9 protein-coding genes are annotated in these 16,706 nt (G+C 64.0%); 2 read left to right on the top strand and 7 right to left on the bottom strand.

Translation table 11 applies throughout. From position 1 onward, the window contains the following. Window positions 1–101 precede the first annotated feature (101 nt). The 5 genes from ABH920_RS13150 to ABH920_RS13170 form a co-directional block, all read right to left on the bottom strand. Window positions 102–1,553, bottom strand: a complete 1,452-nt coding sequence (locus tag ABH920_RS13150; RefSeq protein ID WP_370349208.1) for a hypothetical protein — start codon at window positions 1,551–1,553, stop codon at window positions 102–104. Between the two features lie 13 nt (window positions 1,554–1,566). Then, a complete protein-coding gene (locus ABH920_RS13155) occupies window positions 1,567–3,666 on the bottom strand; it encodes an ATP-binding protein (protein WP_370349209.1) in 2,100 nt (699 codons plus the stop codon). A gap of 88 nt (window positions 3,667–3,754) precedes the next feature. After that, a complete protein-coding gene (locus tag ABH920_RS13160) occupies window positions 3,755–4,774 on the bottom strand; it encodes a DNA adenine methylase (RefSeq protein WP_370349210.1) in 1,020 nt (339 codons plus the stop codon). A 939-nt stretch (window positions 4,775–5,713) separates the two neighbouring features. Further along, window positions 5,714–7,816 (bottom strand): tetratricopeptide repeat protein, encoded by a 2,103-nt coding sequence (locus tag ABH920_RS13165; RefSeq protein WP_370349211.1) that lies wholly within the window; start codon window positions 7,814–7,816, stop codon window positions 5,714–5,716. Window positions 7,817–8,061: 245 nt separating this feature from the next. Beyond that, window positions 8,062–8,709, bottom strand: a complete 648-nt coding sequence (locus ABH920_RS13170) for a hypothetical protein (RefSeq protein ID WP_370349212.1) — start codon at window positions 8,707–8,709, stop codon at window positions 8,062–8,064. A gap of 130 nt (window positions 8,710–8,839) precedes the next feature. On the opposite strand from ABH920_RS13170, the gene ABH920_RS13175 reads away from it, so the two are divergent. After that, window positions 8,840–10,183 carry a polymorphic toxin type 30 domain-containing protein gene (locus tag ABH920_RS13175; protein ID WP_370349213.1) on the top strand — a complete coding sequence of 448 codons (1,344 nt, stop codon included), beginning with the start codon at window positions 8,840–8,842 and terminating at the stop codon, window positions 10,181–10,183. A gap of 18 nt (window positions 10,184–10,201) precedes the next feature. Then, window positions 10,202–10,549, top strand: a complete 348-nt coding sequence (locus tag ABH920_RS13180; protein ID WP_370349214.1) for a hypothetical protein — start codon at window positions 10,202–10,204, stop codon at window positions 10,547–10,549. 456 nt (window positions 10,550–11,005) lie between these two features. Here ABH920_RS13180 and ABH920_RS13185 read toward each other — a convergent pair whose 3' ends face one another. Then, on the bottom strand, window positions 11,006–11,527 hold the full coding sequence (locus ABH920_RS13185) for a hypothetical protein (protein ID WP_370349215.1): 522 nt from the start codon (window positions 11,525–11,527) through the stop codon (window positions 11,006–11,008). A 5-nt stretch (window positions 11,528–11,532) separates the two neighbouring features. Further along, a complete protein-coding gene (locus ABH920_RS13190) occupies window positions 11,533–16,098 on the bottom strand; it encodes an RHS repeat-associated core domain-containing protein (protein WP_370349216.1) in 4,566 nt (1,521 codons plus the stop codon). Between the last annotated feature and the right edge of the window lie 608 nt (window positions 16,099–16,706).

A 16,706-nucleotide genomic window follows, 5' to 3' on the forward strand; every position in this document is an offset into this window, starting at 1 on the left:
TCGGACACCCGTTGGAAATACCCGACAGGATTGGAGCTCGACCGGTGTTGGTGCGGGAGCATACGACGGCGAGTACTGATTCTGCCTGCAACGACTCTGCTTTATCGGCCACCGGGGCGACGGGGAGCCTTGAGACGGCTCAGGCTGATGCTGTCCTCAGGCATACCGAGACCGCGCTGGGCTAGCAGCGTCAGCACGCTTTGGCCGGTCCCCAGCGGCAACGATGATGCCGAATGCGCGAGTGCGACTGGTATGACGGCATTTGGATACAACCGAGTCTGAAGCTGATCCAGGACATCGAGAGTCGCACGAAGCGTTGGGTACGAATTCAGTGAATCAGAAGGGCCGGGGATCGCATCGCCATTGGCCTGGAACCGCGGCTTCTCGTAAGGCACACCTCCGGGTACGCGAGGCACTGTGATCACGAGCACGTCACCGGTGGACGTCTTGAAAATAAACCTGCGCCCGTAGAATTCGTCTCTACCGTAGTGATGGTCTTCGTCGTGATTGACGATGTACTTGTTGATGTACGGAACGTCGAGAGCCATGACGTATCCATTTGGAATATGGTCCGCAATTGCTTGAGCGTGATCAACAAACTCGCCAGTCTTTTCGATTCCCACAAGCAGTGGTACCGCCAAATTGAGGGACTCAAGGGTAGCACAGAGCTGTGACCAGTACTCGAGGAAGCGCGACTTCAGCGGCGCCGTCGGCCCGTACACGGCGAGCGGTCCGTCAGTGATAAACAACCCTTGTCCGAGATTCTGAGGTTGCGCCCTGAAGAATCCGTCGATATATGCGACGAGCAGGAGGCGCTCAGCGAGGTTCATCGAGACATTGAGAGGCCGTATATTTTCACCGTCCTCCGAGAACTCCTCGTAGGCCCTCAGGACATCGGTAGTATAGAGAGCGGCGGAGCAGAGAGGTTCAGTACACGTCCCGCCTTTTAGGTCAACGGTTTGCTGCGGCGTTCCGGACGAACCACAGGTAGGACACTTGCTCAGACGAACAGACGATGCGGGTCGTCCGGGTCCGCCATGAATCGTCATTAGCGCATCGCTTAGGGTGAACGGGGAACCAAAATCTGAGATGCTCGACTCCGAGTACGCCCGATCGAGTTCGGCACGCCAGGATTCCTTACCCTTCATCCCAGGCAGATGAACGTTAGATCCCGGGAGAACAGCGTTGACCGTTTGAGTGATCTGCGATCGCTCCAGCTCTCGAGCATTAACGAGCCCCGTCCTGCTCGCGCCGAGGAACTGCGCGATGCTGACATAGACCCCAGCAATCTGTAGGTAGCCCACGCGAATCGATGGGAACCCAACGCGCGCTACATCTTCCTGGTTGGACCCATCGAACGCGATTGTAAACGTAGTCTCCGGCCGCTGGTCGCGCGGAATATCATCGACCGCGACGAGCCGGCTTGTGATATGAGCCGGCTCATCAACGTCGATGGCGGGTGTAATCCAACGTGACATCGCGGCGATAATTGCCGGGCTCATGGCGATTGGCACATGGCCAATCCGCGAGGCGCGTTCGGCGTCGTAAGGCACTGCCGTCTCCCAACTAGCTCTGCGGCGGAACCTCAATGGGCGGAAGCTTCGCGGCATCCCGCGCGCGGTTGATCATTGCGTGGTCAAACTTGGCGATCTGTGTTGGAACGATATACTTTCCAGAGAACGTCTTCATCCGAGCGTACCCGCGGTCCTCTACCTTCCTGAGCGACTGCGCGAAGACCCCGAAGTCGTAGTAGTGCGACAGTTCACGCGTTTCGTTGTCGGAGTTCAGGTGTGCCACAATCCAGTTCGATGTGTTCGACAGAATTCTGCGATCGATGCTGGTTACCTCTTGTGTGGCATAGATAAGGCCCATACTGTACTTTGCCGCTTCTTTCGCAAGCCTGACCCAGGGGTCATCCCGCACGGTAGACTTCCCGGCTTGGGCTCGGTCGAACAGATTATGCGCCTCTTCGACAACGATCTGAATGGGCACGGCAGTCTCGTTCTTGCGAAAGCGCGCATTGGCCTTCGAGATGAGTCGGAAGACGAGGCGTTCGGACAACATCTTGGTGACCTCTTCGGATCCGATCGAGAGATCGATGATGACCATTCGCCCAGCCACCAGATCTTCCCACACTCGATCAGCTAGGTCACCCTTGCTCTGAGGGTCATGATAGTCGCTAAGAGTTTTTATCCTGTTCAGTACTGTGGTTCCGATTGTCGCATCGAACACGGTCCGAATGGATGTGAAGGGATCGCACCTCTGCCACGTCGATACGTCAACCGTCGCAATACCTCGCTCGGTGTCGGCAATGCGTTCGGAGATCCATGCGACGAGGGATCTTGCGGCAGCCGGCGAGCTGACGGCACACAACCCTCTCTGCGCATCCACGACTTGTACGAGGTTGGGTCTTTCCTGCTCAAACGCCTCGCGCAACGCTTTGGCCATCTTGAAGACCTGGCGAAAGCCCGTCTTTGGTGCACCAAAGTTCGCCTTCGCTAGAGTGGCGTAGAAGGCAAGCTGGCCTCGTTGCGCATCCGCAAGGACGCTGCGATATTCTTCCTCGCCGGCCTTGCCGACCGGATAGTCATCGCGGCTAGGGTCTAATATGCGTGCCGTTTTGAAGGCGTTTGCGTACGCTGTGTTTTGGTCAGCGAGGGCTCCGATGAGCAGTTCCCATACAAGAGGAAGCTCATCCGTTTCGAAGAAGTTTACCGCGAGCGGAAACTCCTGCGGGTCTCCTGCATCAGGAAGCATCTTATAGATGTGGACCAGATCTGAGCCGATCCCCAACAAGCGCAGGCCGGTTCTGTCTTGATCGTTGACGTTCGCGTACTCACCCTGCGGGTCAAAGATAAGCTGCCCTATTGGTTGTCCCGTTTTTGCTGCATGCTCGAAGACGGCAGTGCACAAGGTCTTATTAGTATTCGACTTTCCCACTCGTGTCATGCCGAGTACGGCAGTCTTTCTGGAGATGAAGTCGGTGACCCGAACCCTTACAGGAACCGAATCCATCTTGGCATCGGTCGATCTGCGCTTTGTCGAAGAGAATCGGACAACACCTAGCTGGATCATGTCGGGAGTGAGGTTCTTCTCAACCTCCTCCTCGGTCCGTTCAGGATATGAGGCGATCCGGGAGAGTGCTTCGGGGGAGGGGACGTAGACAAAGTAGCGAGCCCCCGAGTAGACGTTGTCGATGTCGCCACCCCACTGTACGTAGGGCTTGCGCGCAACCGTCTCACCATAAAACGTACCCAGTACCTCGCAGTCGAATGCTGACATCTCTATTTGGCTTGATGTCAGATTATCGATGACAGCCTCAGGTCGTTCCTGACGAACATCCGCGGTGCGGATGGCAGCGAGCCTGGTGGCGACGATTTCAGCCTCGTTGGGAAGGGGAGCTGTGCCTCGAACGCGCAGGAGGATGACTTCGTCTTCGTCCAGGGGCGCGTTGGTCTCCTTGGTAGGAACCGTCGCCGCGGCAAGGAGGAAGCCATTACGGGGGATGCCGCCTGCTTCGCGCTTGATGAAGTCGTCTGTGATGACGATCGCGCTGTCGTAGTCCAGGTGGTAAACCCCACCGAGCCGCTTAGCGCCATCGAGAAGCCCGACTAGCGGATTGCTACCGGCCATCGCAGCCTGCGCCATGCCTGAGAGCGCGCTCATTCCCACCCCACGTAGTCGCCTGGTTCTGGCGCGTGAGCCAGACCTCTGTTACTTCTACCACTGATCGCCGGCAGGTACAGCAGTTCGATCAGAGTCGGGGTTCGTCGTTGGCGGAGTCGTCGCCGTCAACGATCATGCGATAGCGGTCAGATTCGGGGATGGTCTTCAGGTTGGTGACAAGTAGTTCATCTCGTACTGTCCGCTTCTCGGACCCAGCTGCCGTATAGCGATGCGATACGTGTAGAACAGCTTGATCGTGACTAGGACCGTAGAGTTCACGGACGCTCGCCGTGTCGTCGTATGACAACAGCCACCGATACGTGAGCTCCTTAAGCGCCTTCGCGAGCTGCGTGTGTTCGTCGCTTTTGAACGACCAGTCGTAGAGAAACGGTGCCTTTTCGACGTACGGCGGGTCGAAGTAAAAGATGATCTCGTCCTCTTCGAGCTCGCCGTAGCGGTCTCCCACTCGTGTCAGCGATTCCCGCCAGTCGCACTCCCAGACGTCCAGCAAGCGTCCGGTTGCAGCGAGATCCGCAATCCCCTTTATCCGTCGCTCAAGTCCATCGAAACCGAAGCGGCAGTCGATCTTGTAGTCGGACTCCTGTGCTCTTCCGCCGATTGGGCCGGCCTGTCCGTGTAAGATCCCTGAGAAAGTCGTGCGATTCAGGAAGAGACACTTGAGCGCACGGTCGCGCGCGGTGCTCGGTTCGGTTGCTCGCCAGCGGTCCCACTCGGCCACAGTGATAGTGAGCTCGCGCATGGCTGTGACTAGCCAGGCCGAATCGAATGCTGCAGTCTGCCAGAAGGCGGCGACCAACGGGTCTACATCCGCCAGGATTCCATGTTCAACTGCTCCAGATCCCAGGAGCCGTAGGGTTGTTGTCGCTCCCCCGCAGAAGGGCTCAACCAACAGCTTCGGTGGCGGAATGTTTCCTGCGATGAGCGTTTCGATCACCGGAACCAGTTGTCGCTTGGCTCCCGGGTAACGCAGCGGACTAATCACAGAGAAGCCGAACAACTTCGTATCGCTTAGTGAGGCTGGATTCTGCAGGACCGCGCCAGCAGGCCAGGCGTGATCGCGCAGCGGCGCCGGCTGAGCATCAGCCATGAACACTCCTCCTGAGGCACTTGACGCTCAAAGTGGTACTGAGCTGCGGTTATGCAAGTGGTCCGTGCCCATCGGTGGTGGCCGGTACGCCGCAACTGTAACGGACGGTTGCGATCTCCTGCTGGTCAGTCGGGGTACTGCATGCTGGGTAGCTCTGTCGACCGCCAGCATGTCCTCCTTTGCTCGGATGGCTCCCTGCCCATGCGAGCCGAAGGCAAACATGTGTTCTTACGATGCAGGGCAGTTGCGCCGGGCAGAACTCAGGTCGTCGACTGAGCCTCGATGCTGTTGGGCCTCAGTCGTCACGACGTCGACGGATCGAATCGCCGGCAGGAAGAGCCCTGGTATGTGTCGCAAAGGTCTTGGTAGGGGCGGGCCCCAGGATGCCAGACAGGCTAGTCGATGCGCTGGCGCTCCCATGCAAAGGCGCTTCCACGCTGATGGATAGGGTGCAGTAGGTCCTCGAAGTTGGCGCGGTGATGCTCGCCGGGTAGTGCCTCCTTCGCGGCTAGCCCGTCTCGGTGTCGGTGGTGCATGGGTGGGGCCAGGCGCAGGTCAGGCCCTACTTTGGGGTAGGTGGCGTGGAACCCGCGAGGTCTCTGCCCATCGCCGCTGATCGGCAGCCGCAGTTGCTAGACGCCTGGTCGTGGACTGTTTTGAGGTGCCGGGGAAGGAATGCCAGCGGTTGTCAGGTGGCTCCAGACGGGCTTACCCCGAAGCTGTGGTGTGTGTGGTGGCGTTTCCGGTGTCTCCCTGTCCTGATTTCATGTGCTGGAGAGTTCGGGCGGCCTCCGTGACTGCGGCTGGCGTGCTCGGCGGCGACCGCACTCGTATTGGTCGACTCGCGGAAGACCCGGGTAAGCCCAGGTCGTGTCGAAGGCCATGGCGGGCTGTACAGAGCGGAAGTATGCCGTGTCCTGGCGGGAAATCCACGACCGCTCAAGCCTGAAGGTGCGTGTGTACGTCGTCTGCTCGTGGGCTACCAAGCTGCTCGAATATCTCCATCGCCTGCAGCCAGTGCTCCCTGGCGCCCTGGAAATTGCCTGCGTGGTGCAGGTTTCGGCCCAGGCCATCGAGTGCTTCGGCCCGCAGCCTCGGATATCCGAGACGACGGGCGATATCCAACGCCTTGCAGTGTTGAACGGCAGCCAAGTCGAGTCGGTCGAGCGCTAGATATACGTCGCCAAGTCCACAAAGCACCCAGCCCTCACGGGCGTGGTCGCCGACCTTGCGGAAGATCTCTCTGGCCTTCTGATGGCAGTCGAGCGCCTCATCCAGATGTCCCAGCTCTTGGTGCATCAGGCCCAGCCTGTACAGGGCGATGGCTTCGGACCAGGGATCAGCGAGTTCTCGGGAGACCTCAAGTGCCCGGCGGTGAGAGTCGGCGGCATCATCGAATCGCTTCGCGCTTTGGTAAGCCTCGCCGTTGACGTGCAATGCCAGCAACTCCCCGAATCGATCTCGGTTTTGCCCGGCGATGTCGAGGGCTGCCTCCGCGGTCTCGACAGCCTCCTCCGGCCGATGTAGCTCACGCAGCACCCCGACTAGGCTGCACAACGTGTACTGCTCGGCCCGGCGGTCCCCCAAAACCCGTGCGGCAGATAAGGCACTCTCGCATGCAGCGAGCCAATCGGTGCAGCGGCCGGCATAGTCGAACAGGCCGTTGAGAGCGGCGGGTAGCTGCCAGGCCAGGGCGTGTAGGCCTTCTTCCGCGGCGCAGCGGCTGGCGGCAGTAAGGTTCGCATACTCGCGTTCGAACCATTCCATCGCGGTGAGTGCCGTATCGAAAGTCGGTAGGTAGCGGGGGGCCGGGACCGAGTCGGTCGAGGCTCGCATACGAATCATCACGGTACGGTCAGCGGCATCGGCCGCGTGGAGATAGAAGCCGAGCAGCCGGCTTAGCGCGTCGGCTCGGTTGGCTTGGGCGTCTTCGCGTTCGGCTTGTTCCAGCCCGTAGGCGCGCAGTAGGTCGTGCAACTCATAGCGATCCGGCGACGCTGGTTCGATCAGATGCACATCTGCCAGGGCTTCCAGGCCCTCATGGACTCCGTCTGTTGATGATCCGACCAGGGCGGCTGCTGCATAGACGTCAATTTCTATACCTGGGTGCAGCCCCAGACTCCGGAACAGCCGAGCTTGGCCGGAAGGCAGTGCGTGATAGGACCAGGCAAACACCGCTCGGACTGCTGTCGCCTCATCCCCGGTCATGCTTAGCGTATCCAGGCGCCGCCTCTGATCCAGCAGCGCGCCCCGCAGATTTGCCAGAGGCGTGCGGGGACGGGCGATCGCACGTGCGCCGGCGATCCGCAAAGCCAGGGGCAGCCGGGCGCAGGCGTGGACGATGTCGGACAACGCCTGCGGCTCGGCGTCGGCGCGTTGATCTCCGACGATGCCCCTCAACATGACTACCGCTTCGTCGAACGGCAGCAGATCGAGGCTGATCCGTGTCGCACCTTGGGCGACGATCAGCCCGGTCATGGTCGACCGGCTGGTGATCAGGGCTAGGCAGCCGGCTCCGGCCGGCAGCAGCAGTCGTATCTGCTCCGGACTGCTCGCGTTGTCCAGCACCACGAGCACTCGTCGCGCATCCAGCAGTGAGCGGTAGAGCCCTGCCTGCTCGTCCAACGCTGCGGGGATCCGTCCCGGTGGGACGCCGAGGGCACGCAGGAACCCGTCAAGCACCTCGCTGGCTGCTGCGGGCTGGCCCGGGCCATAGCCGCGCAAGTTCGCATACAACGTTCCGTCGGGGAAACGGTGGCGCACCTGGTGCGCCCAATGAATTGCCAGCGTGGTCTTGCCGATCCCTGCGGCGCCCTCGATCGCAGAGATCACCACAGCGCCGGGCCGGCCTACCGCCACGTCACTGGCTTCAGTCGGTATCAGGGCGTCCAAGGCGAGTAGGTCGGTCGTGCGCCCTGTAAAGTCACGAATCCCCGCTGGCAGTTGGCGCGGGATCGGCAAAGAAGCGCCTTCCGACTGGTGGAAATGGATCCCCCCGCTGACGTCGCGAGCCTGCACCACGTCCGAGGCGGTGCCTGACATCTCCGTGTGGGTTCCCCTGCGATGCGGCGGACGATGGTGTCCGTCGCTGTTTGCTTCCCGTCTCGCAGACATCGCCACCCCCTGGCCGACCCTGCACCACCTACCGCCACCATTCCCGGGCGAAGTTCATTGCAACCAGCACAGCAGTGCTTCAGCCTAGGACTGGCACGCCAGCGGTTTGTCTGCGAACCCGGGGGTCAGGCCGGGTACCCGCCTGCTTTGTCAGGTGTCGCGGTGAGCCTGCCCTATTCAGACGCTGACCAGCTAAGTTGCCCCACCGCCTGATCGAAGTCCGTGATTGTCTGATCCATGTTGAACCCGTTGATGGCCTGCACGCTCAGGTCGATCGAGAGCCATCGCGGATCGTTCGGCACCGCGATTACGTACTCGATGCGCTTGCGGGTCGGCGGCAAGAGTCTGTCATCCGCATCCAGGCCGTCGTCGGCTGCGCTGTGATCGATCCGAACCGCCACGGAGCCTGCGATCACACCTGTGCGCGCACCAGCAGAGCCGTGCGCCACCCGTGCGACGACTTCGACCGGATCGGGCACGACCGGCGCCGGGATCACGACTTCGGCGGTTAGCACAGCGGCGCCTGGCAGCGCAGCACCACCGCGCCTGGGCGTGGGTACCAGCAGTTCGATCCCTCGCTTCGAGCGAGCTGCAGCGATCTGTGCCGCGAACTGGGCTGTAAGGAGGGTTCTGAGCTGCTCGGCCGCAACGGTGGGGATCCCGTCGAAGACCACGTCCAGGAAGGCCTTGACGTCCGCCTCAGCATGTTCATCCAAGCGGATTCGGTACCAGTCTTCCCCCAGAGCGAGACGGTAGGTAATCGGTTCGCGCTCAGGGGTTACGTGATCCATGAGCGCTTTTGTACACTCATCCACCGTCACGCGTCGAGGTAAAACAGAACTCTGCTGCAGGGCGTCGGCAGGTACGCGGGGGAACCGGGGGTTGGCTCTAGTGGTGCGTCCAAGCGGGTGGGACGTGTTGGGCTTGGATGGGGATCCGACACCAGGTGTGGTGGAATCGGTACAGGCCCTGGCAAAGGAATTCGGGGACTTCTCGCACGATGTCGAGCGTGCTTGGTCGTCGCTGAACTCGTTCGGTGGCGACGCCACCGCACTGTCATGGGTGGGGCAGACCGCAGACGCCTTCAAAGCCGCTTTCGGTCCCCTGCCGGGGCGCTTGCAAAAGCTGTACGTTTCCTATGGTGAGGCCTCCGATGCCTTGTCTGCGTACTGGACCAAGATGCAGGCCGCGCAGAACAAGGCCGACGCCGCACTCCGCCAAGGCCAAGATGCCGAGGCTGACGTCAGCCGTGCCACCGGCGTTGCGAACAACGCGGCGGCGGACCTGAAGACCGCACAGTCCGGCACCGACCCGAAAGCCGCCACAGACGCCCAAACCACTCACGACCACGCCCAGAAGGCACTGGCCGACGCCAAAGGCCGGTTGGCGACCCTCGCGGCTCAGGCCCGGCAAGCTCACGATGATCTCGACGCGGCCGGCAAGGAATGCGCCAAGGCACTGCACCACGCCCAGTCCGACGGCATCCACAACAAGCACTGGTGGCAGCACGTCGGTGAAGCCCTGTCCGACATCGGCGGCAAGATTGCCGAATGGTCCGGCGAGGTCGGCCAGATTGCCGCCATCCTCGCCCCCGTCCTCAACGGCATCGCCATCCTCACCGTCGAGGTGCCCGGATTGGACGTAGTCACCGCCAGCCTCGCCGGCGCCGACGACCTCATCGCGGAGACAGCCCCCGAAGTCACCGCGGCCGGACTCGCCATCAAGGCCACCGGCGACGGACTCCAAGGCCACTGGGACGACCTCGCTCACGACGCGGCGTACCTCGGCGCCTCTCGCCTAGGCGGCAAGGGCGGCGGGAGCGACGAGGAAGGGCTCCCGCCGGGAGTGATGGCGGCCCAGGACGAGAGCAGCGCCGCAGAGGCCGCCGCCAATAATCCGATTCCACGGGCTCCCGGCGGCGGGTTTGACTTGAACGGCCGCGATCCGAGCGAGCTCGTCCCGCCCTACGCACGGCAGCGTCCCTGGACGCCCGCAGCACCAGGTCAAGGCGCTGAAGAAGGCACCGAATGGGTGTGGAAGGAACGCGACGCAGACGGCAATGAGGTCGGCCCGACGATCCGTCTCCGCATCCACAGTGCGGACCCGACCGCACCTGCTGGCTCGAACGCCGCGAACGGCCCGATTTTTCGTGTCCAGCACGGGGCGAAGTATCAGGATGCCGACGGCAACCTGTATCCGCAGGGAATCCACAACCCGGACAGCCCGAACTACAGTGAGGATGCGATCAACGACACCCACATACCCTGGCCGTTGATTCTCACGTTGCCTTGGTGACCATAGGAGGAGTGCGTAATGCCAGCTGACCCGGAACGCCTCGCCGGCCGGCTCACCTTGTTGCGCAGCAAGGATGCGGAGGAGCGTATCGACGCAGCGGAACAGCTTGCGGGATGGTGGCGTCATCTTGACCACGATCAGGTGACGATGGCAGCTCGCAGTCTTGCGGCAGCCGTTGCGGCGGAGTCGGACAACGCAGCGACCGAAGCCGAGCTTCACGCGCTCGTCGAACTCGCTAACGCGCGTTCGTACACCCGTGATGACCTTGCTGTTCTCGCGGGGCGCAGCAGGACGTCCCTCAGCGTCGACGATCAAGAGTACGCAGAGATTCTTGAGGAGACATTCGGTCCCCTATTCGGAAATTGACGGCTACAGTCGCGCTGTGTGGGCATCGCAAACCAGGTCTGGGAGCGGCGGAGCGTTCACAAACATCGACTGGCGTATTCGGTACCAGGCTGTTGCGCCACGCATCAGCGTCGGTGGTGCATGGGTGGTGGCATATGCATGGATCGGTGCTATCGAATCGATCCGCCGCAGGTCAGAGCTAAAGTATGTCAGTATCTTGTGAATCCCCTTGGCTCCACCATACGATCTGACTAACGCTTAGTCGCAGGTCAGAGGCTTTTCCCCATCCACGGTGAGAATCCCGCAGGGCCCACCGTGTCGTCGCCAGTCAACGTTCGTGCCGCTCGCAGGCCTGGTTACGGCCATGTTGCGCGGTGCTGGAAGAGCGACGGCACCAGCCTGAACCCGATGCCGCCTGGCAGATCCGGTCGGTGAGTCGAGTCCGACCTCCCGGACGGGACCGCCGTGGCCCCGGCCTCAGAGTCCCATCCGGTCGATTTCGGCCAGTACTGCGTCGTAGTACGTGGTCGTGCTTGTCAGCACGCTCAGGAAGAAGTCGGCGACGCCTGTCTCCTCGTCCATCGGGAAGTCGTCGTCGCCGGCCGGGTCGCGTGAGAAGCCCAGTGAGAGGCCTGGGACCAGGGGGAAGAGGAACTCGCGGTCGTGGATGCGGTGGCCGGCGTCGGCGATGCGGTCCAGGATCTCGTCGGCGCGGGTGGCGAAGATGTCGATGCCTTGCCAGGTGACGGTGATCTCCTCCGGGCCGGGGCGGGGGCGGAAGATGTTGACCGAGGTCAGGGTCTTGCCGTCCTCCAGGTTCAGGGTGATGTCGACTTGGGGGTGTGCGATGTCGACCGTCATGTGGGCCCATTCCTGGGCCACGCCCTCGTCGTTCACCGTGACCTCGCCTAGGGCGGCGGCTGCCTGCTTGACTTCCTCGGCCGGCATGCCGAAGTGGAAGCCGGTGATGCCTGTCGGCGGGTCGAGTTCGATGAGCATGGCCTTCATTTTAGGAGACACGTCCTGATCTTCCAGCCGTTCGAGGTCAGCATCTTCTGCAGCCGGTCGTTGTTTGGCAGGTCGGCGACCATCTCGGCGATCGCCCCGTCGTACTTGGTCCCGAACTGGCTGCGGATTTTGCCGATGTCCATCGCCATCGCGACGTCCCACTTGCCCTGCTTGATCAGCCAGCCCTGCTTCGCGCGCCAGGCCACGGACTTCGCGCCCGAGCCGGTGCTGATGAACGCCTTGTGGTCGGCCAGGTCCATGCGGATCGAAGGCCCGTACTTCCAGGGCAGCGAGTCCGTGATGCCGAGTTTGATCCAGGCGTCCTTCGCCGGGATGTGGTTGCGCTCGAAGGTGCCCACGGGTGTGCCCGGCGGGTTGGACGGCCGCATGTCGTTGTAGTTGCCGCCGTCCTTGTTCCACTGGGGCCCCTTCGTCGACGCCAGACCCAGCGGGTCGGTCCACGCCGTCGGGTTCGCCACGTACGCGTAGGGGTTCGGCGATGGCTCCAGGCCTAGTGGATCGCCCGACAGGTACCGTCCCGTCTCCGGGTCGTAGTACCGCGCGTAGTTGTAGTCCAAGCCGGTCTCGTCGTCGTGGTACTGCCCGGGGAAGCCGAGCGGGCAGCGCTCCGGCATGTCCGTCAGGGTCCTGCGTCCCCACAGGTCGGTGGGGGATACGGGCAGCACGCGGCCTGCGGCGTCGACCAGCTCCGACGGTGCGCCGACGAGGTCCGCCACGACCGCGAAGAACTGCCGGTCCAGCTCCCCGGAGTCCTGGTCGGCCTCGGGTATCCGCTCCGCGTCGGGGGCGGTACGCCGACCGTACGATTCGGTCTGCGCGACCACCTGCCAGGTCCCCGGCTCCCAGTCCCACGTGACTGTCCTGGTCCGGCCGTCGGTCCCGGTCGACGACTGCTCGGCGAGCTGCGTGTCGTCCCAGGCGAATCGCACCTCCTCGGCCACCGTGCGACCGTCGGCGCCCAAACGCTGCTTGGCGATGCGCCGGCCCAGCGGGTCGTATCGGTACGCCCACACCGTGCCGTCGGGCAGGGTCACGCGGGCGAGCCGGTCCTCCGCGTCCCACTCGTACCGGCGTTCCCGGCGCTGCCCCGACAGAGTCCTGGTGCGGACGAGTGTGACGCGCCCACGCTCGTCGTACTCGTAACTGCGGCGCCCCGCCGACCGCACCAGCATCCCGCTGTAGGCGCGGTCGCCGCCGACCGGATCGTCGGCCACAGCGCTGTTGTCCGAGCGCGTGATGTTGCCGAGTCCGTCGTAGGCGTAGGTCTGCGTCCAGTTCCGAGCCTCGACCCGCGTGACCCGGCCGCCGGGACTCAGTTCGAACCGCCGGTCGCCGTGCAGCAGGTCGGTGACGGTTTCCAGGGTGCTGTCGCTGCGGTACCCGTAGGTACGCCGTTGCGCGGTCCGCTGCGCGTCAGGCCGGTCGCCGGGCCCGGACGCGGCCAGCAGCTGGCCGGTCAGCCGATCGGAGACGTCCCAGCTCTGCGTGAGCGAGAGCGCGCCCAGCTGACGATCGACTTCACGTCCCGCCGCGTCGTACGCGAACCGGACCGACCCAGCGGTCGACTCCAGCTGGACCGGCAGCCCGCCCTGATCGTAGGTCCAGGTCGAGACGAGTCCGCCGGGTGTCGTGCGACGCGTCCGACGGCCCGCCGCGTCGTACTCGCTGCTGACGGTCCGGCCGTCGACCGTCTCGGCCAGCACCCGGCCGACCGGATCGCGGGCGTATTCGATGACGGCGTCCGGTCCGGTGATCCGCATCGGCAGGTCCGCGATCGCGCCGTACTCGATCGTTGTCCGTCCGTCCGCGGTCTCCCACGCGGCCAAGGCGGCGTTCGGCGTGTACGCGAAGCGCGTCTCCATGCCGCCGGCGGTCTTCGCGACGAGTTGCCCGGCGGCGTCGTGGCGGTAGGTCAGGCGGCGGCCGTCGAAGTCGGTCTCCGCGACCAGCCGCCCGGCCGGATCGTGCTCGTAGGACCACACGCGGCCGTCCGGCCCGGTCACCGAGGTCAGGCGGAGCTCGGTGTCGTAGCCGAACTCGTGACGCTCGCCGTCGGGCAGGGTGCGGGCGCGCATCAGGCCGAACGGCCCGAACTCGAAGCGGCTGACCGCTCCGGTGGCGTCGCGCTCGGCGACGAGGCGGCCCTCGGCGTCGTACTCCCAGGCCTCGGTGGCACCGTCCGGCAGCAGGCGGGCCTCCAGACGGCCGTCGAGTCCGCGCCGCATCTCGGAGCGTCGTCCCAGCGGGCCGATCGCTGCCGTCATCGCGCCGAAGGCGTCGCGCTCGATGCGGCTGCTGCGGCCCAGCGGGTCGACTGCCTCGACGATCAGCCCGGCGGCGTCGTTGACGAAGCGGTGCGCAGCGCCGGCCGCGTCCCAGGCGCCGACGCAATGGCCGTGCTCGTCGTACTCGAAACGGGACACGGCGCCGGTCGCGTCGGCCGACGCCAGGAGGTTGCCGCGCTCGTCGAAGGTATAGAGCGAGCGGACCGTATCGCCCTCGCGGACGGAGGTCAGCTGCCGCAGCTCGTTATACCCGAACTCGGCGACACTGCCGTCCGGGCTGGTCAGGCGAGCGATGTCGCCGTACTCGTCGAGCAGGAAAGAGGTGGTGCGGCCGAGTTCGTCGGTCCGTGCCACCAGGTGCCCGAACCGGTCGTACTCCATGGCCACAACGCCGCCGAGAGCGTCTACGACGCGGGCGATGTGGCCGTGCTCGTCGTAGTGGAACTCGGTGACGTGGCCCAGGCTGTCGGTCACGCGTGTGACGCGGGTTTCGAGGTCGTACTGGAAAGTGGCTGAGAGGTAGCCGCCGAGGCCGACACCGCGCGCGACGCGGCTGTCCGCGCCGTATTCGTAGGCGTAGCGGTAGCCGACGCGGTCGGTCCAGGACGTCAGCCGGTCCTGGTCGTCGTAGTCATAGACATACGGCTGGCCGCTCGCGTCGGTGACGGCGGCCAGGAGTCCGCGGTGGTCGTACGCGAACGTCCGAAGGATGCTCGAACCCTGGCCGTCGAGGAGCCGGATCCCGGACAGTCGCGGGCCGTCAGCCGCCGCGACGGTGTCGATCGCGAGCCGGTAGCCCGGCAGGGTCACCGCGGTCGGCGTGCCGTCCACGGTCCGGTGGACGACGATCCGGTTGCCGTTGCGGTCCGAGATCGCCGTCAGGTCCCTGATCTGTGCATCGTCCACGCTGTGGTGCACGACGGCGAAGTGGCGCGTCCGACCGGTCGCGGGGTCGCAGACGCGGATCTCGTCGGTGTCGCGCTCCCACACCAGCGGCCAGCGCAGGCCCTCGGCCGGGAGGACCGGGCTGTCGCCGTCCGGCAGCGGGTAGTGCAGCGTCTGGGCGTCGTCGCCGACGAAATGGATTCCGGCGGCGTTGATCGATATGCGCTGATCCAGGGTCGAGGACCAGCCGGGGCCGAACAAGCGGCCGTACTCGTAGTCGGACGCGTAGGACCGGTTGAGCTCGAGGCTGAGGACGCCGGGCAGCCCGAGATCGAGCTCGCTCATGATCATCTGGCCGGAGACGACGTCGACCGGGTCGCCCTTGGAGAAGCAGCCGATGTTGCCTTCGGCCTTCTGCCCGAATTTCTCCAGCAGCTTGCCCCCGAACTTGTCCATCAGCTTGCCGCCGACCTTTTCGATCGCCTTCCCGCCCAGGAAGGTCAGACCGAGCATGCCGGCGCCCATCAGCGCATCGCCCCAGTGGCCTTGCATGGCGTCGCCGGCGATTTGGAGGCCGGTGCCGGCTAGGGCGATGAGGTTGTCGGCTTCGGCCAGGGCGGCGGTGATGACGTCGACGCCGGGTATCCAGGAGGTGGCCAGGGCCAGGACGTCCAGGATCGGGGCGAGGTCGTTGGCGATCTCGGCGATTTTGCCGCCCCACTCGGCCAGGTCCGCGCCGAGGTGTTCCCACCAGTGTTTGTTGTGGATGCCGTCGGATTGGGCGTGGCCGAGGGCGCGGGCGCAGGCCAGGGCGGCGGTGATGCGGTCGTGGAAGGCGTCGTTGGCCTGTTTGGTCAACGCGGCCATCGTGGCTTTGGCGTTGGTCAGGTTGGTCTGCGCGGTGTCGTGCGCGGTTTGGGCGTCGGTGACCGCCTGCGGGTTGGGGCTGGCGGCGTGGTTCTGCTGCGCCGTCTTCAAATCGGCCGCCGCGCTGTTGGCGTTGGTGGTGGCGCGCTGCAGGTCCGCGTTCGCGTCCTGAGCCTGCCGCAGCGCGGCATCAGCCTTGGACTGGGCTGCCTGCAACGCCGGCGCGTACGCGGACAGTGCGTCGGAGGCCTCGCTGTAGGACGTATACAGCTTCTGCAAACGCCCCGGCAACGGACCGAAATTGGATTTGAACGCATCGGCGGTCTGACCCACCCACTGCAACGCAGTGGTGTCGCTACCGAACGAGTTCAAACTCCGATACGCCGCCTCGACATCATGCGCGAAGTCCCCGAACTCCTTCGCCAAAGCCTGCACCGACTCCACCACGCCCGGCGCCGGATCTCCATCCAGACCCAAGATGTCCCAGCCAGTAGGACGTGCCATCCCCCGAACCCTCCCCGTGTTCGCACAACAGCCAGTGCGACAGTCGATCGCGTGTAGCTAAGCAGCAGGCGCCGAGTCTACAAAGCCCTTCACGCCACTCGTAACCCCAAGTGCTAGCTGGCTACGGACAGTGTTCCTGCGGCTTGCGACGTGGTCGATCCGGTCGGATGGTTCCGTCCTAAGCCAGGGAAAGTAAATGTCAGTATCCTGGTCCATCGCCTGCGCACCGTCCTCGATCACTGGCCTGATCTCCTGCCGGTACACCCCTCGGTGACCCGTGACCCGCCCGTGTGCCCGACCAGGCGCGCGATCTGCTCGACGGTCATGACGTTGGCCGAGAGCACCGAGACGAACGTGTGACGCATGTCGCGCGGCGCCCAGTCGGTACCGAGGTCGGCTGGCTTCGTGACTTTCGCTAGTTGCTCAACCGGTTCCTTCGGGCAAAGCGGCATGACGACGCAACCGCCGTTCAGTCATTCCGGATTGACCCTTCGCTGATGGAGGGGTTAGAGGACTTGCGCTTTTGCCTGCATAAGCCGCCGCACATGTGCCAGCCGCGACCCTTGTCAGTCTGTCCAGGCCGGCTCGGCGAACCCGTCCGGTCATAC

It is taken from the genome of Catenulispora sp. EB89, assembly GCF_041261445.1.
In the GTDB taxonomy this organism is placed as follows: Bacteria; Actinomycetota; Actinomycetes; order Streptomycetales; family Catenulisporaceae; genus Catenulispora.